16 protein-coding genes are annotated in these 20,955 nt (G+C 72.5%); 7 read left to right on the forward strand and 9 right to left on the reverse strand.

Annotated features, from left to right (window positions below):
- Positions 1-164 precede the first annotated feature (164 nt).
- Entirely contained in the window at positions 165-545 is a 381-nt protein-coding gene (locus tag ABGB10_RS05960; protein ID WP_347659833.1) for a PH domain-containing protein, read from the forward strand.
- Here ABGB10_RS05960 and ABGB10_RS05965 read toward each other — a convergent pair.
- Positions 539-1,465 (reverse strand): 2-hydroxyacid dehydrogenase, encoded by a 927-nt coding sequence (locus ABGB10_RS05965; RefSeq protein ID WP_347659834.1) that lies wholly within the window; start codon positions 1,463-1,465, stop codon positions 539-541. The genes ABGB10_RS05960 and ABGB10_RS05965 overlap by 7 nt on opposite strands.
- 186 nt (positions 1,466-1,651) lie before the next feature.
- Here ABGB10_RS05965 and ABGB10_RS05970 point away from each other — a divergent pair, with 186 nt between their 5' ends.
- The 3 genes from ABGB10_RS05970 (at position 1,652) to ABGB10_RS05980 (ending at position 6,395) form a co-directional block, all read left to right on the forward strand.
- Positions 1,652-3,469, forward strand: a complete 1,818-nt coding sequence (locus ABGB10_RS05970; protein ID WP_347659835.1) for a SpoIIE family protein phosphatase — start codon at positions 1,652-1,654, stop codon at positions 3,467-3,469.
- 93 nt (positions 3,470-3,562) lie between these two features.
- Positions 3,563-4,735 (forward strand): PQQ-dependent sugar dehydrogenase, encoded by a 1,173-nt coding sequence (locus ABGB10_RS05975; RefSeq protein WP_347659836.1) that lies wholly within the window; start codon positions 3,563-3,565, stop codon positions 4,733-4,735.
- A gap of 61 nt (positions 4,736-4,796) precedes the next feature.
- A complete protein-coding gene (locus ABGB10_RS05980) occupies positions 4,797-6,395 on the forward strand; it encodes a metallophosphoesterase (RefSeq protein WP_347659837.1) in 1,599 nt (532 codons plus the stop codon).
- Positions 6,396-6,432: 37 nt separating this feature from the next.
- On the opposite strand, the gene ABGB10_RS05985 is transcribed toward ABGB10_RS05980, so the two are convergent.
- Positions 6,433-8,790 carry a pyruvate dehydrogenase gene (locus tag ABGB10_RS05985; RefSeq protein ID WP_347659838.1) on the reverse strand — a complete coding sequence of 786 codons (2,358 nt, stop codon included), beginning with the start codon at positions 8,788-8,790 and terminating at the stop codon, positions 6,433-6,435.
- Positions 8,791-8,897: 107 nt separating this feature from the next.
- Positions 8,898-10,397, reverse strand: coding sequence for an Asp-tRNA(Asn)/Glu-tRNA(Gln) amidotransferase subunit GatB (gene gatB / locus ABGB10_RS05990; protein ID WP_347659839.1), 1,500 nt, complete (start codon positions 10,395-10,397; stop codon positions 8,898-8,900).
- Positions 10,398-10,533: 136 nt separating this feature from the next.
- Between gatB and ABGB10_RS05995 the strand changes: the two genes are divergently transcribed.
- Complete coding sequence (locus ABGB10_RS05995) at positions 10,534-10,803, forward strand: hypothetical protein (RefSeq protein ID WP_347659840.1); 270 nt, start codon at positions 10,534-10,536, stop codon at positions 10,801-10,803.
- Positions 10,800-11,444, forward strand: coding sequence for a hypothetical protein (locus ABGB10_RS06000; protein ID WP_347659841.1), 645 nt, complete (start codon positions 10,800-10,802; stop codon positions 11,442-11,444). Before ABGB10_RS05995 ends, ABGB10_RS06000 begins: the two co-directional genes overlap by 4 nt.
- A gap of 131 nt (positions 11,445-11,575) precedes the next feature.
- On the opposite strand, the gene gatA is transcribed toward ABGB10_RS06000, so the two are convergent.
- From gatA to ligA, 4 genes are all read right to left on the reverse strand, one after another.
- Positions 11,576-13,051 (reverse strand): Asp-tRNA(Asn)/Glu-tRNA(Gln) amidotransferase subunit GatA, encoded by a 1,476-nt coding sequence (gene gatA, locus ABGB10_RS06005; RefSeq protein WP_347659842.1) that lies wholly within the window; start codon positions 13,049-13,051, stop codon positions 11,576-11,578.
- Positions 13,048-13,353: an Asp-tRNA(Asn)/Glu-tRNA(Gln) amidotransferase subunit GatC gene (gatC, locus tag ABGB10_RS06010; RefSeq protein WP_347659843.1), complete on the reverse strand. Its 306-nt coding sequence runs from the start codon at positions 13,351-13,353 to the stop codon at positions 13,048-13,050. The genes gatA and gatC overlap by 4 nt, the downstream gene beginning before the upstream one ends.
- 156 nt (positions 13,354-13,509) lie before the next feature.
- Positions 13,510-16,191 (reverse strand): EAL domain-containing protein, encoded by a 2,682-nt coding sequence (locus ABGB10_RS06015; RefSeq protein WP_347659844.1) that lies wholly within the window; start codon positions 16,189-16,191, stop codon positions 13,510-13,512.
- Between the two features lie 168 nt (positions 16,192-16,359).
- Complete coding sequence (ligA, locus tag ABGB10_RS06020) at positions 16,360-18,495, reverse strand: NAD-dependent DNA ligase LigA (protein ID WP_347659845.1); 2,136 nt, start codon at positions 18,493-18,495, stop codon at positions 16,360-16,362.
- A 333-nt stretch (positions 18,496-18,828) separates the two neighbouring features.
- Here ligA and ABGB10_RS06025 point away from each other — a divergent pair, with 333 nt between their 5' ends.
- Positions 18,829-19,365: a type II toxin-antitoxin system PemK/MazF family toxin gene (locus ABGB10_RS06025; RefSeq protein ID WP_347659846.1), complete on the forward strand. Its 537-nt coding sequence runs from the start codon at positions 18,829-18,831 to the stop codon at positions 19,363-19,365.
- Between the two features lie 175 nt (positions 19,366-19,540).
- Here the strand turns inward: ABGB10_RS06025 and ABGB10_RS06030 are convergent, their stop codons facing one another.
- The gene (locus tag ABGB10_RS06030) at positions 19,541-20,554 is read right to left on the reverse strand and encodes an ADP-ribosylglycohydrolase family protein (protein ID WP_347659847.1); all 1,014 of its coding nucleotides are present in this window, start codon (positions 20,552-20,554) and stop codon (positions 19,541-19,543) included.
- 27 nt (positions 20,555-20,581) lie between these two features.
- Positions 20,582-20,947: a VOC family protein gene (locus ABGB10_RS06035; protein ID WP_347659848.1), complete on the reverse strand. Its 366-nt coding sequence runs from the start codon at positions 20,945-20,947 to the stop codon at positions 20,582-20,584.
- Positions 20,948-20,955: the final 8 nt, after the last annotated feature.

Here is a 20,955-nt window from a genome sequence, read left to right on the forward strand (position 1 = left end):
ACGTTGCGGGTCCGCTGCTCAACAACTGGCAACGATCGGCGGCCGGATCGGTTACGTGTCGGTCACCTGGAGGAGACAATGACCTGTGTCACTGTACGGCGTACCGCACCCTGCCGGCACCGCCCGCCGCGAGCCGGACCGGCCGGGGGTGGGATCATCGGAGGGTGAGTAAGCCCGACACGGTCCGCTTCCGGCACAACCAAGCCATCCTGGCCGCCGCGGTCATCGCCTTCATCGGCGCCCTGCCGCTGGCCAGCGCCCGGTCCTACCTTCTGCCGGTGCTGCTCGTGCCGCTCGCCGTCGCGGTCTGGGCCTGGCGGGCCGGCACCGACGCCGACGCCAGAGGGCTGCGCGTGCGGGCGCTGGCCGGGCAACGCCGGATCGACTGGGACCAGGTCGTCGAGCTGGTCACCGACGAGCGCGGGCGGGCGGTCGCCCGGCTCGACGACGGCCAGCAGGTCACCCTGCCGGCGGTACGCGGTGTGGACCTGCCCCGGCTGTTGTCGGCCACCGGCCAGACGCCGGCCGAGACGCCCGGTCAGTAACCGTCGACCACCGTGTTGATCAGCGGCTGCCCGGCGGCGAACCGACGCACCTGGTCACCGACCAGTCGGTAGGCCCGCGGCAGCAGACCCCGCACCGACCCGGCCACGTGCGGGGTGAGCAACACGTTCGGCATCGCCCAGAGCGGCGAGTCGGCGGGCAACGGCTCCGGGTCGGTGACGTCCAGCGCGGCCGCGATCCGACCGGTGGCCAGCTCGGCGACGAGCGCCTCGGTCTGGGCCACCGGCCCTCGGGCGGCGTTGACCAGCAGTGCCCCGGCCGGCATCGCGGCCAGGAAGTCCTTGTCGATCAGGCCACGGGTCTGGTCGGTCAGCGGCACGATCACCACCACCACGTCGGCCTCGGGCAGCAGCCGGGGCAACTCCTCGACGCCGTGCACCCCCTGCTCCGGACGGGCGGTCCGCGCGACAAGCGTGAAGCTCACGTCGAACGGGGCGAGCCGGTCCCGCACCGCGGTGCCGATCGAACCGGCCCCGACGATGAGCACCCGCTTACCGGTCAGCTCGTCGGTGGGGGTGTTCCCCTCGTACGCCCAACGCCGCTCGGCCTGCGCCCGGACGAACGCCGGGAACGCGCGCAGCTGGGCGAGGATCGCCGTGACGACCCACTCGGCGGTGGACGGGTCGTGCACACCCCGGGCGTCGCAGAGCGTGACCCCCGGCGGAGTCCGGCCGGCCCAGGCGTCAGCCCCGGCCGAGAGCAACTGCACCACCGCCAGGTCGGGCAGCTCACGCAGCAACGCCGTCCCGTCCGAGCCACCCAGGAACGGTGGCACCCAGACGCGGACGTCGGCAGGGTCGGACGGCATCCGGTCGGTGTGCTCGAACACCTCCACCGCCACGTCCGGGGGCAGCTCGCCCATGAGGTCCAGGCCGGCCTGGTGCGGGATCCATACCTTCACGTCCGCCGACGATAGTCCCCTCCGCGGCGGCCCGCGTGGGCACGGCGACGATCCGGCGTCCCGGGGGATGGCGCGGGCCGCCGGGGCGGGCGAGACTCAGCACACCGATGTTCGACTCCGGCCTGGCCGAGGTATAACGAAATGTCGGAGGGCCGGTCGTCCTCCGCCCCGGCAGACAGGTGCTCGATGACCGACGGCTCCCCCGCCAGCGCCCGGCGTCCGACAGTGCCACCTCCGGCGCTCGGCGACGCGGCGCGACTGCGTGCGCTCACCGAGACCGGGCTCGACGCCGTCCCGGACGAGGCCTTCGAAAGGTTCGCCCGGCTGGTCAGCGACCTGCTTGACGTACCGGTGGCGCTGGTTTCCCTGGTCTCCGCCGACCGGCAGTTCTTCCCCGGCGCGGTCGGGTTGCCGGAACCCTGGTCGCAGCGCCGGCAGACCCCGCTGAGCCACTCGTTCTGTCAGCACGTCGTGGACGTCGAGGTGCCGATGGTGCTGCCGGACGCTCGGCTCTACCCCCGCGTCCGGGACAATCTGGCCATCGACGACCTCGGTGTGGTCGCGTACGCCGGGATGCCGCTGACCGACCTCTCCGGCCGGGTGCTCGGCGCGCTGTGCGCCATCGACAACAAACCCCGCGCGTGGACGACCGCCCAACTGCGGACACTGGCCGACCTGGCCGCCGCGTGCTCGTCGGAGCTGCGACTGCGGATCGCGCTCGACGGCGCGCGGGAGGCACAGCGGCGGGCCGTGCAGGCGCACGAACGGTTGGAGCTGGTCGCTGGCGTGAGCGAGACGCTGGCCGGCACACTCGACGTGGGCACCGCGCTGCGCCGGCTCGCCGCCACCATGGTCCCGCCGCTCGCCGACTGGTGCCTGCTCGCCCTGATCGGGCCGACCGGCCAGCCGCGCGAGGTGGTCTCGGTGCACCGCGACCCGGCCCGCACGGCGGACGTCGAACACTTCGGTGAGCTGCTGCGCACCGGGCTGAGCCCGGATTCGATCATCCGGTCGGTCCTCCGCACCGGCCAACCCCAACTCGGCACCGTGGCGTCCCTGGCCGACGTGGCGAAAGGGACCACCGACCCGGAGATGGTGTCGATCGCCGCCCGCCTGGGCATCGCCTCCTACCTGAGCGTGCCGATGCGAGGCGTCGGCGGCACCGTGCTCGGGGCGATCACCCTCGTCAACAGCTCGCAGCGTCAGCAGTTCGACGATCACGACCTGCTCACCGCGGTCGAGATCGGTCGCCGAACCGGCCAGGCCGTCGGCAACAGCTCGATGTACGGCGAGCAGCGGCACGTCGCCGAGGTCCTGCAACACAGCATGCTGCCCCACCTGCCGAACGTGCCGGAGCTGGAGTTGACGGCCCGCTACCAGCCGGCCGCCGACCAGGTCGAGGTGGGTGGTGACTGGTACGACGCCTTCGTCCAGCCCGACGGCGACGTGATCGCCACCATCGGCGACGTGGCCGGGCACGACATCGAGGCGGCGGCGGCCATGGGCCAGCTGCGTAACCTGGTGCGCGGCAACGCCTTCGGCCGGCCCGACAGTGTCGGCGCGCTGATGAGCAACCTGGACGGTGCCATCCGCGGACTGCGGCTGCCGATCGCCGCCACCGCGACGCTGGTCCGGATCTGTCCGCAGATCGCCGGCGTCCACGAGGTGACCTGGTCCAACGCCGGGCACCCACCGGCCCTGGTGGTCCGCGCCGGCGGGGCGGTCGAGGTGCTGGAGGCGACACCGGAGCCGCTGCTCGGTCTGACCCGGTCGCAGGCACGGACCAGCAAGCCGACCAGCCTGGCGGCCGGCGACACCCTGCTGCTCTACACCGACGGGCTGATCGAGCGGCGGGACCGGTCCATCGACGAAGGGTTGGCCGAGCTGGTGGGCCGACTGACCGGCACCGACACGCTGCCCCTCGACGAGTTGTGCGACCTGCTGCTCGCCTCGATCCACGGCCGTGAGGACGACGCCGCGCTGCTGGCCGTACGAGCACGGTGAGCGGTCCACCGGGGACCCTTCGGCCGGAGCAACCGGCACCGGTCGGATCGCGACGGGCCCGGGTGAGCCGTCCGGCGGGCTACCCTGGGCCGGGTGAGAGCCCGTCCCCCGTACCCTCGCGTCCGCCGCCTCCGGGCGGCCCTCGCGGCGTCCTGCGCCGCGCTGCTGCTCGCCTCCGGTTGCAGCTTCGGCGAACCGGAGCCCGACCCGGCCGGCGAGCCGCCCAATCTGCCGACTCCCTCCGCGTCGGCGAGCCCCGGCCGCGCCGGCCAGCAGGCGGTGGCGACCGTGCTGGCCAAGGGTCTGCGGGTGCCGTGGGGCATCGCCTTCCTGCCCGACGGCGGCGCGCTGGTCACCGAACGGGACAACGGCCGGATCCTGCAGGTCGGCCCGGAGTCCGGGCCGGACGGGTTGCGGGTCCGCCCGGCGCAGACGATCCCCGACGTGGCGGCGGCCGGCGAGGGCGGTCTGCTCGGCATCGCCGTCTCCCCGAACTACGCCCAGGACCGGTCGGTCTTCGTCTACTACACCTCCGCCCAGGACAATCGGGTCGCCCGGCTGGAACTGGGCGGTCAGCCCACCCCGATCCTGACCGGCATTCCCAAGGCCAACGTGCACAACGGCGGCGGATTGGGCTTCGGCCCCGACGGGCAGCTCTACGTCAGCACCGGCGACGCGGGTGAACGCCCCCTCTCGCAGGACGTGAAGAGCCTCGGCGGCAAGATCCTCCGGATCACGCCGGACGGCAAGCCGTCCGCCGGCAACCCGTACCCCGGTTCCCCGGTCTGGTCCCTGGGCCACCGCAACGTGCAAGGCTTCACCTGGGACGACGCCAAGCGGATGTACGCCGTCGAGTTCGGCCAGAACACGTGGGACGAGATCAACCAGATCACCAAGGGCGGCAACTACGGTTGGCCGGAGGTCGAGGGGCGAGCCGGCGACAGGCGTTTCACCGACCCGATCACGCAGTGGGCGACCTCGGACGCGTCCTGCTCCGGTCTGGCCGCCGCAGACCGACTGCTGGTCGCCGGCTGTCTGCGCGGCAAGCGCCTCTGGGTGATGGAGTTGACCGACACGGGTACGCTGCTCGGTCAGCCCAGTGAGCTGCTCACCAACCGGTACGGCCGACTGCGCGCGGTGGCCGCCGCACCGGACGGGTCGCTCTGGGTGGGCACCTCCAACCACGACGGGCGGGGTGACCCGGCCGGCGACGACGACCGACTCCTGCGGGTGGTCTTCGCCGGCGGCGACGGCGGACGCAGCTGAGGTTCGTCACCATCCGTTCAGGTTTGCCAAGATCTTCCGACGGGCAGGTCAGAATTTCAGCATGGACGGGCAACGAGACGAGCAGCACGACGACGCCGACGACCGGGACGCCCCGGGCACCGGCGCCGATCTGCCGCGCCCGAACGGCCGGTGGGCCGCGCTGGCCGGGCCGCTGCGGCGCGTCGGGCTGATCGGCGCCGTCCTCGCCATCGCCCTGGCCGGGGCGGTGCTCGGGGTGCTTGCCGGCGGTCGGGTGGACACCGACATCGGCCCGTTCCGGGCCAACCTCAGCATCTCCCCCTCCCGGGACGGCGGCACCACCGTCGACATCCCACCGCTCGGGGCGCTGCTGCTCGACAGTCACGACGGGCCGACCCACCTCACCGTCCGGCTCGGCGCACTCGACCAGGGCCGCACCGAGGCGCTGCTCGACGACCCGGCCAGCATCAGCCGGGCCAGCCAGAGCGCCGTGGAGGACGTCCGCTCCGGCATCATGCGGCTGGGCCTGCGGACTCTCGGCGCGTCGGTGCTGGTCACGCTGATCCTGGCCGGGTTGATCTTCCGGAACTTCCGACGGACGGCCTGGGCCGGCGGGCTGGCGCTGCTGTTCACCGCCGGCAGTCTCGGCACGGCGGCGGCCACCCTGCGCCCCCAGGCGATCGAGGAACCGCGCTACGAAGGGCTGCTGGTCAACGCGCCGGCAATCGTCGGTGACGCCCGCCGGATCGCCAACGACTACACCAAGTACGCCGAGCAGCTGCAACGCCTGGTCGGCAACGTCAGCCAGCTCTACACCACCGTCTCGGCGCTCCCGGTGTACGAGCCGGCCCCGGGCACCACCCGCGTCCTGCACGTCTCCGACATGCACCTCAACCCGACCGGCTGGCAGCTGATCCGCACCGTCGTGGATCAGTTCGGCATCGACGTGGTGATCGACACCGGGGACATCACCGACTGGGGCAGCGAACCGGAGGCTTCCTTCGTCGGTTCGATCAGTCTGCTCAAGAAGCCGTACGTCTTCATCCGGGGCAACCACGACTCCGGCAAGACCGCCGCCGCGGTGGCCCGGCAGTCGAACGCGATCGTGCTGAACAACTCCACGACGACCGTCGCCGGCCTGACCATCGCCGGCATCGGCGACCCGCGCTTCACCCCGGACAAGAACACCTCGCCGGCCGGCAGCGGGCTGACCCAGGAGGTTGCCGACCAGGTGATCGGCGTCGGTGAGCAGCTCGCGACCACCGTGCGCCGCTCACCCCAGCCGGTGAACATCGCGTTGGTGCACGACCCGGCGTCGGCCGGGCCACTCGCCGGCACCTGCCCGCTGGTGCTGGCCGGGCACACCCACGCCCGGCAGGTCTCCAAGCTGCCGCAGGCACCGGGGCAGCAGCCCACCACGCTGATGGTGGAGGGCTCGACCGGAGGTGCCGGGCTGCGTGGCCTGGAGGGCGAGAAGCCCACCCCACTGTCGATGAGCGTGCTCTACTTCGACCAGCAGAAGATGCTCCAGGCGTACGACACCATCACCGTCGGCGGCACCGGGCAGGCCCAGGTCAACCTGGAACGACGCCTGGTGGAGAACCCGACCGCCCCCGCCACGCCCACACCCACGCCGAGCGGCGGTGTCCCCGCCACACCCACACCCACGCCGACCGGCTGAGCCGACGTCGACGCCGGCCAGCGGACCGGCGGGCGGGTCAGCGCAGGGCGATGGCGGCCAGCGCGGCGTTGACGATGCTGCCGGGCAGCAGGTCGTGCAACTCGTACAGCTCGGCGACGGTGCCGGACTGGCCGAATTCGTCCACCCCGAGCGGCACCGCCGGCGCGCCGACCGCCGACCCGAGCCAGGCCATCGCGTGCGACGCCGCGTCGTGCACGGTCACCACCGGCACCCGGTCGGCGAACGCGGACCGCAGCGCGCCCGGCACGCTGGGCACCGTGGCCGTCCGCACGCCCTGCCGCAGGGTGCGCTGCCAGGCGCGGTAGAGCCGGTCCAGCGAGGTCACGTCCACCACGTGCGCGGCGACGCCCTCGTCGGCCAGCTCCGCCGCGGCGGCCAGCACCTCCGGCAGCACCGCACCGGAGGCAGCGAGCTGCACCACCGGCGCGTCGACCAGGTGCGGGTACGCCTGGTGCGCGTCGACCAGCCGGTACGCCCCAGCGACCACCTGCCGACGCAGGACCGCGTCACCGAGCCGGGCGCGGGCCGCCTCGAACGGCGCCTGGTCCAGCGGGCGGGTGCTCAACCGGAAGTAGTACGCCCCGTCCTCGGTCGGCGCGGCCGTCGCGGCCGGGCTCGAACCGCCGGCGATCTGCCCCAGCGCGTCGCAGAGCAACCAGTCGAGGCTGCCCGCGTACGCCGGCTCGACGAACGTCACCCCGGGCAGTTCCAGGCCGACCGACGCGGTGATGGTGGACTGGTGGGCACCGCCCTCCGGGGCCAGGGTGATGCCGGACGGGGTGCCGGCCACCACGAACCGGGAGCCGGAGTACGTGCCGTACAGGAACGCGTCGAGGCCGCGCAGCACGAACGGGTCGTAGACCGTTCCCACCGGCAGCAGCGGCTGCCCGGACAGGTCCCACGACAGCCCGAGCTGGCCCAGCAGCAGGAACAGGTTCATCTCCGAGATGCCCAGCTCGATGTGCTGCCCGGCGGGGCTCTCGGTCCAGCGCAGCATCCGGTCCTCGGTCCAGGAACGCTGCTCGGTGGGGGCGAAGACCCCGGTCTTGTTGATGAACCCGGCGAGGTTGGTGGAGGTGGCCACGTCCGGGGCGGTGGTGACCAGGTAACGGCCCACCTCCCGGTCCCGCGCCAGGTCCACCAGCACCCGACCGAAGACCTCCTGCGTGGAGATCGGCTTGTTGGCGCGTACTCCGGTGCTCTCCGGAACGGTGACCCCCAGCGCGCGCTCGCGGGGCGCGCGGGACAGCGCCTCCCGGCGGGCGCCGGCCCGGATGCCGGCCGGTGACGCCGGGTCGAGGCGGTCCCACTCGGTCTCGGCGGTCAAGCCCTGCGCGGCCCGCAGCGTGTCCACCTGCTCCGTGCTGAGCAGCGCCGAGTGGTTGCGCGGGTTGCCGGCGATGGGCAGCCCCCAACCCTTGACGGTGTACGCGAAGACGACGCTGGGCCGGTCGGTGACCGCGTCGCACTGGGCGTACGCGTCGAGCATCGCCGACAGGTCGTGCCCGCCCAGGTCGGTGACGAGCGGGGCGAGGTCCTCGTCGCTGACGTGGGCGATCAGCTCGTCGATGCCGGCCGGCGCGCCGTCCAGGAACTGCTTGCGCAGCGCCGGGCCGGCCAGCCCGAACAGCGACTGGTACTGCTCGTTGGGCATCGCGTCGATCCAGTCGCGCAGCGCCTCGCCGCCCGGCCGGGCGTACGCCTCGGCGAGCCGGCGACCGTACTTGACCTCCACCACGTGCCAGCCGGCCGCCTCGAACTGACCGCGCCACTGGTTGATCCGGATTCCCGGCACCACCCGGTCCAGCGACTGGCGGTTGAAGTCGACAAGCCACATGACGTTGCCCAGCCCGGTGGTGGCCGGGTCGGCGACCGCCTCCCAGATGTTGCCCTCGTCCAGCTCGGCGTCGCCGATCAGCGCCACGAACCGGGAGTGCGGGCGGGCCCCGAAGTGCGCGTCGACGTACCGCCGGGTGGCGGCGGCGAAGAGCGGCGCCGCCGCGCCGAGCCCGACCGAGCCGGTGGAGAAGTCCACCTCGTCCGGGTCCTTGGTGCGCGACGGGTACGACTGGAGGCCGCCACGGGCCCGCAGCCGGGGCAGGTAGGAGCGGTCCAGGTTGCCGAGCAGGTACTGGATGGCGTGGAACACCGGGGACGCGTGCGGCTTCACGGCGACCCGGTCCTCGGCGTCCAGGTGCGCGAACCACAGCGCGGTCATCGCCGTGACCAGGGAGGCGCTGGACGCCTGGTGGCCACCGACCTTCACACCGTCACCGGTGGCGCGGTCGTGGTTGGCGGCGTCCACGATCCGGGTGGCGAGCCAGAGCACCCGCCGCTGGATCTCGTCGAGGACATCGAGGTCGTGCTGGGTCACGGTGGCTCCATCCAGGCGTCGCCGTTGACGCCCTCATCCAAGGGGTGCGAGCTAAGGAAGGGCCCCTTATTAACGCCTTATGTATAAGAAGGGGCCCTTCCTTACAACTAGCCCTGGGCGCCGAGGCGCTCCAGGATCAGCGTGCGGACGGCGGCGGCGTCGGCCTGGCCGCGGGTGGTCTTCATGACCGCTCCGACCAGCGCGCCGGCCGCGGCGACCTTGCCACTGCGGATCTTGTCGGCGATGCCGGGGTTCGCGGCGATCGCCTCGTCCACGGCAGCGGTCAGCGCGCCGGTGTCCGAGACGACCTCCAGGCCCCGGCTGGTCATGATCTCGGTGGGCGAGCCCTCACCGTCGACCACGCCCTCCAGCACCGTACGGGCCATCTTGTCGTTGAGCTTGCCGGCGTCGACCAGCCCCTGCAGCTCGGCGACCTGGGCGGGGGTGGCACCGATCTCGGCCAGCTCCACACCACTCTCGTTGGCCCGGCGGGACAGCTCACCCAGCCACCACTTGCGCGCCGCCGCCGGGGTGGTGCCGGCGGCGACGGTCGCCTCGATCAGCTCGACCGCGCCCGCGTTCAACACCGACTGCATGTCCAGGTCGGACAGGCCCCACTGCTCCTGGAGCCGACGCCTGTGCACCCGGGGCAGCTCCGGCAGGGCGGCCTTCAGCTCGGCGACCCAGGCCGGGTCCGGGGCGATCGGCACCAGGTCCGGCTCGGGGAAGTACCGGTAGTCGGTCGCCGTCTCCTTGGACCGCCCGGGGGTGGTGTCGCCGGTGTCCTCGTGGAAGTGCCGGGTCTCCTGGGTGATCCGGCCACCCGCGTCGAGCACCGACGCCTGCCGCAGCATCTCCGAGCGGACCGCCCGCTCCACCGACCGCAGCGAGTTGACGTTCTTCGTCTCGGTACGGGTGCCCCACTCCGCGCCCGGCAGGTTGAGCGAGGTGTTCACGTCACAGCGCAGCGAACCCTCCTCCATCCGCACGTCCGAGACACCGAGGGTGCGGATCACGTCGCGCAACTCCGCGACGTACGCCTTGGCCACCTCGGGGGCGAGCGCACCGGTGCCCGTGATCGGCTTGGTGACGATCTCGACCAGCGGGATGCCGGCCCGGTTGTAGTCGACCAGCGACTCCGTCGCGCCGTGGATGCGGCCGGTGGCACCGCCGACGTGCAGCGTCTTGCCGGTGTCCTCCTCCAGGTGCACCCGCTCGATCTCGATCCGCACCGTCTCGCCGTCGACCTCGACGTCCAGGTAACCGTCGACGCAGATCGGCTCGTCGTACTGGCTGATCTGGAAGTTCTTCGGCATGTCCGGGTAGAAGTAGTTCTTCCGGGCGAACCGGCACCACTCGGCGATCGAGCAGTTCAACGCCAGACCGATCCGGATGATCGCCTCGATCGCCGCCTTGTTGGCCACCGGCAGCGACCCGGGCAGGCCCAGGCACACCGGGCAGACCCGGGTGTTCGGCTCGCCACCGAAGTCGGTCGGGCAGCCGCACCACATTTTGGTGTTCGTGCCCAGCTCGACGTGGGTCTCCAGGCCGATCACCGGTTCGTAGCGCGCGACGACCTCGTCGTACGCGGGCAGTGTCGTGGTCATGAGACGCTCCAGGCGCGATCCGGACAGAACCTGTCCAGCCTAGTGGGGTTGCCGCTCCCGGCTCCGGTGGGGTTTCGAGAACACACCGAAACAGTCGTCGAGTGTGTCCGCGATAACACCCGGGTACCTGTCGACCATGGCGAATACGGGGAATGGTCGATCCGTCAACCCGGCCGCGCCGGGCCGACGGTACGACAAAAGGCAGGTCCTGCTGGCGGTGCTGGTCGCGTGGGTGGTGGCTGCCGCGCTCACCATGGTCGGCTGGTCCGTCGCCGGCGGCGAGCGGCAGCCGGACGACCTGTGGCTACTGGTGGTCCTGCTTGCCATCCCGGGCCTGATCGGGCTGGCCGTCGCGTGGGGGGTCGGGTCGGTGGCCTCGCGCCGCCGCAACCGGGAGGGGGCGTGACACCGGCTCGCCGGCCGACCGGCCGGGGTGCGTGGTGGCGCGCGGCGGTGGTCGCCGCGGGTCTGGTGGTGGGGCTCCCGGCGTTGACGGTGGCGCTGTTCGTCCTGGACGGGCGGGAGATCACGCCGCGCGGCGTACTCACGATCTTCCTGTTCGCGCTCCTCCTCGCGGCGTTCGGCGCGGCGGCGACTTTCCTGACCGGTCGCCGGCTATCCGATCCACAGGCCGCCCGGACCGCCGATCGGACGGTCCGCCGGGCGCTGCGCGCCGGACAGGCCGACGACCCGCGCATCGACTCCCTCGCGCGCAGGGAGGCCGAACACCGGATCGGTGGGCGCTGGGTGCTCTGGTTTTTCGGTGCCGGCATGCTGCTCGAGGCGCTGCTAGGGCCTGTGTCAAAGCCCCTGGCCGGCCTGCGGCGGGCCCGGACGACGACCGGCCGCGTTGGATATTCGCCCGGATACAACACCGGTATCCGAACGAATATCCGCCTTGCCGGACCGCCGCCCGGACTCCGCCTCGGCTCGACCGAGGACTTCGACACAGGCCCTGGTCGTCGGCGCGTCCCGCCCGTCGACCCGGGTGATCGCCGTGGCGCTCGGTGTTCTCTGGGCCATTCAGGGCTACCGGCGCTGGCGTGACCTGCGGGAGGCCCGCCGCTACCTCGCCAGTGACCGCGACGCCCGAGAGTAGGGCGACGCGCCGGCCCCGCCGTACCCGGACGCACGACCGGCCCCGACGGACGGATCCGTCAGGGCCGGTCGCGATGGCACTACAGCGCCGGCGGGGTGAACGTGCCGATCGCGGACTCCAGCGCGGCGGCCACCCGGTACATCCGGTCGTCGGCCATCGTCGGGGCCATCACCTGCAGACCGACCGGCAACCCCTCGGAGAGCCCGCAGGGCACCGAGATGCCCGGCCCGCCGTACAGGTTCGTCGGAATCGTGTACAGGTCGGCCAGGTACATCTGGTACGGGTCGGCGGTCCGCGCGCCCATCGGGAACGCCACCGACGGGGTGGTCGGCGAGATCAGCGCGTCGACCTGCTCGAACGCGGCGGTGAAGTCTCGGGTGATGAGCGTCCGAACCTTCTGCGCCTGCCCGTAGTACGCGTCGTAGTAACCCGACGACAACGCGTACGTGCCGATCATGATGCGGCGCTTGACCTCAGGACCGAAGCCGGCCTCCCGGGTCAGCGACATGACCTCCTCCAGCGACCGGTTGCCGTCGTCGCCGACCCGCAGGCCGAACCGGACGCCGTCGAACCGGGCCAGGTTGGACGAGCACTCGCTCGGGGCGATCAGGTAGTACGCCGGCAGCGCGTACGCGAACGTCGGGCAGGACACCTCGACGATCTCCGCGCCCATCTTCGCGAGCGCGTCCACCGACTCGCGGAACGCGGTCATCACACCCGGCTCGGCGCCCTCGCCGACGAACTCGCTGACGATGCCGAGTCGCACGCCGGTCAGGTCACCGGTCGCACCGAGCTTCGCCGCCGCCACCACGTCCGGAATCGGCTGCGGGATCGAGGTCGAGTCCCGGGGGTCGTGCCCGCCGATCACCTGGTGCAGCAGGGCCGCGTCGAGGACGTTACGGGCGCACGGGCCGGGAGTGTCCAGCGACGAGGAGAAGGCGACCAGCCCGTAGCGGGAGGTGCCGCCGTAGGTGGGCTTCGCACCCACGGTGCCGGTGACCGCGCCGGGCTGGCGGATCGAGCCGCCGGTGTCCGAGCCGATCGCCAGCGGCGCCTCGTACGCGGCCAGCGCGGCGGCGCTGCCACCACCCGAGCCGCCCGGGATCCGGGTCAGGTCCCACGGGTTGTGCGTCGGGCCGTACGCCGAGTATTCGGTGGAGGACCCCATGGCGAACTCGTCCATGTTGGTCTTGCCGAGCATCACCGTGCCGGCGTCCCGCAGGCGCTGCACGATCGTCGCGTCGTACGGCGGACGCCAACCCTCCAGGATCTTCGACCCCACGGTGGTCGGTACGCCTCGGGTGGCGAGCACGTCCTTGACGGCGACCGGCACACCCGCGAGAGGACCCAGCTCCTCGCCGGCGGCCCGGCGCTCGTCCACCGCGCGGGCCGCGGCGAGCGCGCCGTCGGTGTCGACGTGCAGGAAGGCGTGCACCCGGTCGTCGACGGCGGCGATCCGGTCCAGGTGGGCCTGGGTCACCTCGACGGCGGAGGTCTCGCCCCCGGCGACCAGGGACGCGATCTCCGTCGCGGTCATTCTGATCAAATCGCTCATGAGGCCACGTCCTCGCTCAGGATCCGCGGTACGCGGAACCGCTGGTCCTCGACGTCGGGTGCGCCCGAGAGCGCCTCCTGCGGGGTCAGGCACGGCGTGACGACGTCCTCGCGGAAGACGTTGGTCAGTGGCACCGAGTGCGAGGTCGGCGGGATGTCCGCGGCGGCGACCTCGCCGACCTGGGCGACTGCCTGGAGGATCACGTCGAGCTGGCCGGCGAACGTGTCCAGCTCCTCCTCGGTGACGGCGAGCCGCGACAGGCGCGCCAGGTGCGCGACCTCCTCGCGGGAGATGGCGGCCATCCGTGCCCCCTTCTGATGTCCTGCTGGTCGGCGGTGTGCCTGCCGCGCGGCGGGTGGAGCGTGACGCGCGGTGACCGGAGCGAGTCTATTGTTCCGCTCCGGTGCCGCGTCCCCGACTCCCCCTCCGGCAGTCGGGCCGCCGTGTCGGCGGGCGGGTCAGCGGGTGGGGCGGCGACCGGTGTCCGACTGCGGGGGCCCGCTCGGGCGTACCGGCCGATACCGGGCCAGCCAGGTGACCAGTTCCTCGGCGGGCATGGGCCGGGCGTAGAACCAGCCCTGCGCGGCGTCGCAGCCGGCGGCGTGCAACATCCGCCAGGTCCGCTCGTCCTCGACGCCCTCGGCGACCACCCGCAGCCCCAACGCACCGGCCAGCTCGATCATCGACCGGACGATCGCCGCGTCGTCGGCGTCCTCGGCCATGCCGAGCACGAACGACCGGTCCACCTTCACCTCGGACAGCGGCAACCGGCGCAGGTGTTGCAGCGAGGAGTAGCCGGTGCCGAAGTCGTCCAGCGCGATGGCCACGCCGATCCGGTGCAGGTGGGAGATGGTGGCCAGCACCCGGCGCGGGTCGGCCATCAGGGCACCTTCGGTGATCTCCACCTGCAACCGCTCAGCCGGCACCTGGTAGCGGGCCAGCCGGTCGGCGATCTGGTCGGCGATCTCGCCGGTGTGCAGGTCCCGCACGCTCACGTTCAGCGCCGCCCGCAGGCCGATGCCGGCGGCCGACCACTTGGCGAGTTGCTCCACCACGTCGTCGACAACCCGACGGGTGAGGAGCCGCATCACCGCGCTCTGCTCGGCGACCCGGATGAGCTCCTCCGGGTCGACCATGCCCCGCCGGGGGTGCCGCCACCGCAGCAGGGCCTCGACCCCGACCACCTCGCCGGTCGCGATGGCGATCTGCGGCTGGTAGTACATGGTGATTTCCCCGGCGTCGTCCGCCGCGTCACCGTCCGCGTGTGCCCACCCGCTCGATCCGACCGGTTGCCCCGACGTGCCCGCCCCGGTGTCACGCCGTGGCCGGGGACCACCGTTGCCCCTGGCGGGCAGCGCGCCTCCGTTCGGTGCCCGGCGGCCGTTCCCCGCTCCGGCCCGTCGTTCCCGGGCCGAACCCGAGCGGGTGCCGGCGACCGAGGCACGGGAGCTGCGGCCCCGGATCGGGTCGGCCCCGGTGGCGATCCGGTTGATCAGCTCGTCGGCGTGCACCAGTTCGTCGGCGTTGCGCCGACGGCGCCCCCACCACCGGGGGCCGGCGGGCGGCGCCGGGGCGACCGCCGATGCCGGCTCCGCGTGTGGTGCGGGCTCGGCCGGGGAACCGATGGGCAGCGCCGCCCCGTCACCGCCGCGCACCTCGGCCTTCGCAGCCAGGGGTACGTCCACCCGCTCGACGCCACTCGGCACCACGTCCCGGCCGTTCCCGTCGGCCTGCTCGGCCACACCCTCGCCGTAACCGTGCCCCGCCGGATCGGCGTCGAACAGCCCCTCCGTCTGATCGGCCTGCTCGGCGTCGAACGGCCCGTCCGTCGACGGGCTGGATTCCAGCACCCGGCGCAGGTCGGCGAGGAGGCCGAGTCGCTCGGCGGAGTTGTGGTCGGACTCGGGGGCGTAGACGGCCACCGTGTCGTTGCGGTGCTTCGCGTCGTACATCGCCACGTCGGCGTGGCGCATCAGGGTGGCGAAGTCCTCGCCATGTTCGGGGAAGAGGGCGATCCCGATCGAACCGCCGACGTCCAACGGCAGCCCGTCGAGCGGCACCGGCTCGGCCAGCGCCTGCACCACCCGGTCGGCCAACTCCCGCGCCTGACCGACCTCGGTCAGGCCGGTCATCACGATGGCGAACTCGTCGCCGCCGAGCCGGGCGATCATCTGTGGTCGGGGCTGCACATCGGTGAGCCGGGCGCTGACCTCGACCAGAAGCCGGTCGCCCACGGCGTGACCGAGAGCGTCGTTGACGTTCTTGAAACGGTCCAGGTCGATCAGGAGCAGCGCCAGTTGCCCGCCGGGTTCGCCCCGGGCCGTCCGCTCGGCGTGCAGGTGCACCTGCTCGGCCACCTCGGCCAGCAGCGCCTTGCGGTTCGGCAGCCCGGTCAGCGGGTCGGCGGCGGCGAGGTGCTGCTGCTCGACGGTCAGCCGGGCCATCCGGTAGACCGCGAAGAGCGGCACCAGGACCAGCGGGATCAACGCCGCGCTGACCCGTGCGGCGGCGACCAGCACCGGGGCGAGCAGCAACAGCGAGCCGGTGGAGAGCAACTCGAAGCCGAGACCCTGGCGGAGGGTGGGCCACCACCGGTCGCCGAACCGCAGCCGCACCGCCCAGCTGACCAGCCCGTAGTTGACGACGAACCACGCCAGCGTGGCACCGCCGACAGCAGCCACGTCGGTCCAGTGCAGACGCCCGCCGGAGAAGATGGTGCCCGAGCCGAGCCGGATCACCCCGTACGCGGCGGCGAGAGCGCACGCGTACTGGCCGACGTTGAACGCCGTCCGCCAGGCCGCGTGCCGCATCCGCCAGCCGGAGACGATCACCCCGACCGCCTGCACCGCCACCGCGGGGCCGAGGCCCCAGCCGAGCAGGATCGCGAAGGTGAAGCAGGTGGACGGGAACACCGCGGACGTCTGCCGACGGCCGGGTGGGACGAACGGCCGGGCGTCGCAGACCACCGCGAGCACGGCCATCGTCCAGAACGCCACCGGCAGCCCGGAGACCTCGGCGGGAAGTTTCGCCAACGGAACGGCGGCGGTCAGCGCGGCGACCACCAGGATGCCGACGACGAACGTGGCGAACGGCGTCGCTCTCCCCGGGGGGAGCGAGTTGCGTGGATCGGCGGCCTCCACCACACCTCCCGACGACCGTCGGCGTGCCGGTGCGGTACGCCGTGACCCAATGAAACGCCCTCAGCCCCCAGTTTCCCGGTATGACAGTCACGAATCGGTCGTAGTCGTAATTAAGTTGGTATACGCCGCCAGTCGTCGCCAGTCGTCGGCGGGACCGTCCGGCCGGGATCACCCGCCGAACTGGGCGATCTCCCGTGCGGCGTCCGGCCCCGCGTCCAGCAGCAGCCGGAACCCGTCCTCGTCCAGCACCGGCACCTTGAGGCTGGCCGCCTTGTCGGCCTTGGACCCCGGGTTGTCCCCCACGACCACGAAGCTCGTCTTCTTGGAGACCGACCCGCTGAGCTTGCCGCCCCGGCTCTGCACGGCCTCGGCGGCCTGGTCCCGGGAGAAGCCGGCGAGTGTGCCGGTCACCACCACGGTCAACCCCTCCAGCGGGCGCGGCCCCTCGTCGACCGCCTCCTCGGCCATCCGTACGCCGGCATCGGCCCACTTGCGGACGACCTCCCGGTGCCAGTCGACCGCGAACCACTCCCGGAGACTGGCCGCGATGGTCGGCCCGACCCCGTCGACAGAGGACAGCTCCTCCTCAGTGGCCGCGTCGATGGCGTCCATCGAGCGGAAGTGCCGGGCGAGCGCCCGCGCCGCGGTGGGGCCGACGTGCCGGATGGAGAGCGCCACCAGCACCCGCCACAACTCGCGCTCCCGGGCGACCGCCAGATTGTCCAACAACTTGACCGCGTTGCTGCCCAGGCTGCCGTCCTTGTTGACGAAGAACGGGGACCGGGACAGCTGCTCGGCGTCGAGCTGGAAGAGATCACCCTCGTCGGTGATGATCTGCGCGTCGAGCAGTGCCCCCGCGCCCTTGTAGCCGAGCACCTCGATGTCGAACGCGCCCCGACCGGCGAGGTGGAACACCCGCTCCCGTAGCTGCGCCGGGCAGCTGTGGGTGTTGGGGCAGCGGATGTCGACGTCGCTCTCCTTGGCGGGGGCGAGCGGGGTGCCGCAGGACGGGCAGGTGGTGGGCATCACGAACGGACGGGCGTCGGCGGGGCGCAGGTCGACCACCGGGCCGAGCACCTCGGGGATCACGTCGCCGGCCTTGCGCAGCACCACCGTGTCACCGATCAGGACGCCCTTACGCTCCACCTCGCGGGCGTTGTGCAGGGTTGCCTGCGCGACCGTCGAGCCGGCCACGTGCACCGGCTCCAACACCGCGAACGGGGTGACCCGGCCGGTGCGCCCGACACCGACCTCGATGTCGAGCAGCTTGGTGGTGACCTCCTCCGGCGGGTACTTGAAGGCGATCGCCCAGCGCGGAGCGCGGCTGGTCGAGCCGAGTCGGCCCTGGATGGAGACCGGGTCGACCTTGACCACCACGCCGTCGATCTCGTGCTCGACGTCGTGTCGGTGCTCGGCGTAGTAGGCGATGTATTCCGCGACGCCGGCGAGATCCGGCACGACCCGCCACCGGTCGCTGGTCGGCAACCCCCACGACCTGAGCGCCGCGTACGACTCGGACTGGGCCGTGGGCTGGAACCCACGGCGGGCACCGATGCCGTGCACCACCAGGCGCAGCGGTCGGGAGGCGGTGATCCGCGGGTCCTTCTGCCGCAGGCTGCCCGCCGCGGCGTTACGGGGATTGGCGAACGGGGCCTTGCCCTGCTCCACCAGAGCCGCGTTGAGGTCCGCGAAACCGGCGATCGGGAAGTAGATCTCGCCCCGGACCTCCAGCAGCTCGGGAATGGTCGGGAAGTCGGCGGACGGGGTGAGCTGGCTGGGCACGTCGCGGATGCTGCGCACGTTGGCGGTGACGTCCTCGCCGGTGCGACCGTCACCCCGGGTGGCCGCACGAACGAGCCGGCCCTTCTCGTAGGTGAGGTTGATCGCCAACCCGTCGACCTTCAACTCGCACAGGTAGGGCACCGTGCCACCGGCGTCCCGCTCGACCCGCTCGGCCCACGCCGCCAACTCCTCGTCGGCGAACGCGTTGTCGAGCGACAGCATCCGCTCGGCGTGGGTGACCGGGGTGAAGTCGGTGGAGAACGTGCCGCCCACCCGTTGGGTCGGCGAGTCGGGAGTCCGCAGCGCCGGGAACTCCGCCTCCAGCGCCTCGAGCTCGCGCAACTGCCGATCGAACTCGGCGTCGGTGATGGTCGGCGAGTCCAACACGTAGTAGCGGTATTGGTGCTCGGTCAGCTCCCGACTGAGCGTGGCGTGCCGCTCCCGGGCCTGCGGCGTCGGCTCCGCCCCGGCCGCCGCCTCCTGAGCCGGGCTGACCTGCTGACCGATCTGCTCCTCGGACACACCGCCACCTTCGGACACGCCTGCGACCTCCCTGATCACGCTACTCCGGCACGGTATCGGGCCGGTGGGACAATCCACCGCCCACCCGCGCCGGGAGCGACGCCGCCCTCAGCCCGTTCCGTGGCAGCACGGTGATCGACTCCACATCGGCGACGTGATGCCGCCCCGACACCCCCCACCTCGCCACCTGGTGTGAACCACCAGGCCCGGACAGGTCGCCGGGTGCCCCGGACGGTGGGACGCTGCGGTGTTGTTGGCGGGCGGCACGGCCTGCGACGTGCGAGGATCGCCGGACGGTGCGACCCCGGGGGTCGCCGAGAGGCGGAGGTACGGATGCCCGACGCGCTGCTCTGGGCGGTGGCGATCCTGCTGGCGGTGGCCGCCGGCTGGGCCTGGAACAGTTGGCGGCACCGGGTGGCCGACCGCCGTCCGGGCACCCGGCCGGGTCGGGGCACCCGTCCTGGCCGTCGCTCCACGGCGCCGCGGCCACGCGGCACCGATCGACCGGCCACCAGGCCCCGCTCACGCGACACCGAACGTGCGGCCGGTGCTCCGGCAGCGGGAGAGATCTGGTGGGCCGACGTGCCGTACGCCGACGGCAGCGGGTCGAAGGTGCGTCCCTGCCTGGTGCTACGCGCCGACTCCCGGGGCGCCGACGTCCTGAAGATCACCAGCCAGGACAAGAGCGACCGGGACGACCACGTACGGATCCCCACCCGGGACTGGGACCCCGGCGCGGAGCACGACAGCTACCTCAGCCTGACCGAGCCGATCCGACTCAGCTCGACCGCGTTCGCGGACCACGCCGGCCGCTGCGACGCCGACCTGTGGCAGAAGGTCCGCAGCCTGCGGCACCTGCCCACCGCCTGATCACCCGCCACCCCGTCGCACTGACCACCCCGCCGCCACGGCCCTGACCAGGGGGCGTGATCCACTCGGCTTCCTGAAAAGCGCGGCATCAACGGCACTGCGACACCCCGACTTCCAGGAACCCGAGTCGATCACAGCCGCCGACCGGGCAGACGGATTCCGCACGGGCGGCAGGTCAGTCCCAGGTCGTGCCGAGGGCGGCGAGTTGGTCCGCGTACTCGATGCGGTCGGCCCACCCGCTCGGCCAGGCGGCCATCCCCACGGCCGCGCCGACGAACGCGCCGGCCAGGGCGGCGATCGAGTCGGAGTCGCCGGCGGTGGTCGCGCCACGGGCCAGGGCGGCGATCGGGTCGTCGGCATGCCGTACGGCGCAGAGCAGCGCGGTGGCCAGCGCCTCCTCGGCTACCCAACCCTCTCCGGTGGCCTGACACGGGTCACCGCCGTCGTCCGGCTGCCCCAGGACGTCGGTGAGTCGGCCCAGCACCGCCAGGCACTCGTCCCAGCCCCGGGCGATGAACTCCTCCGGCGTGCCGACCCCCGGGCGCTGCCAAAGATCACCCAGCCACTGCTCCCGGTAGACCAGGCGCTGGGACCGCGCCCGCTCGGTGAGGAGCGCGGGAAGCTCAGGCAACGTGGCGCCCGCGCGCAGCGCGAAGACCGCGTACGCGGTCAACTCGCTGGCGGCCAGCCCGGTCGGGTGACCGTGGGTCAACCCGGCCTGCAACTGGGCCAGCCCGGCCAGCGTGTCCAGGTCCACGTCGAGCAGGCCGACCGGGGTGACCCGCATGTTGGCCCCGCACCCCTTCGACCCGGCCACGGTCGCCGCCTGCCAGGGCAGCCCACGGCTCAGTTCGGCGCAGGCGCGCAGGCAGGTCATCCCCGGGGCGCGGTTGTTGTCCGGGCTGACCGACCAGGCCACGAAGCGTCGCCGCAGCAGCGGCTCCACCGCCTCCGGCGTCAGCGACGGAGCCTCGTGCAACGCCCAGCCCACGGCGAGCGCCATCTGGGTGTCGTCGGTGACCAGCGCCGGCTCGCCGGACAGCTCACGAGGGCCTGCCGGGCCGTAGCGGTGTTCGATCTCGGCGACGGTCAGGAACTCGGTCGGCTTGCCGAGCGCGTCACCGTAGGCGAGGCCGAAGAGTGAACCGGAGGCGCGCAGCGCGGAGGTGTGGATCACGGCGGCCATCATGCCCGGCCGCCGCAACCCCCGTCAGGCTCAGTCCCAGCAGAGACAGAACGGGTGGCCGGCCGGATCGGCGTAGACCCGGAAACCCTCGCCCTCACCGGGCAGCCGTCGAGCACCGAGCGCGAGCGCGCCCTTCTCCGCGCTCTCGATGTCGTCCACCGTCACGTCCAGGTGGAACTGCTGCGGGCGCTCCGGGTCCGGCCAGGCCGGTGACCGCAGGTTGAGCGCCTGCTGGAAGGCGAGACGTGGCTGGTGACCGGGCGGACCGCCCAGCACCACCCAGTCGTCGTCGGAGTCACCCTCGGCGAAGGGGATGCCGAGCAGCTCGGCGTAGAACGCCGCCAACGCCCGCGGATCCGGGCAGTCGATCACCACTGAACGCAGCTGTCCAATCATGACCGTCA

The sequence above is a fragment of the Micromonospora sp. B9E7 genome (assembly GCF_039871815.1).
Lineage (GTDB): Bacteria > Actinomycetota > Actinomycetes > Mycobacteriales > Micromonosporaceae > Micromonospora.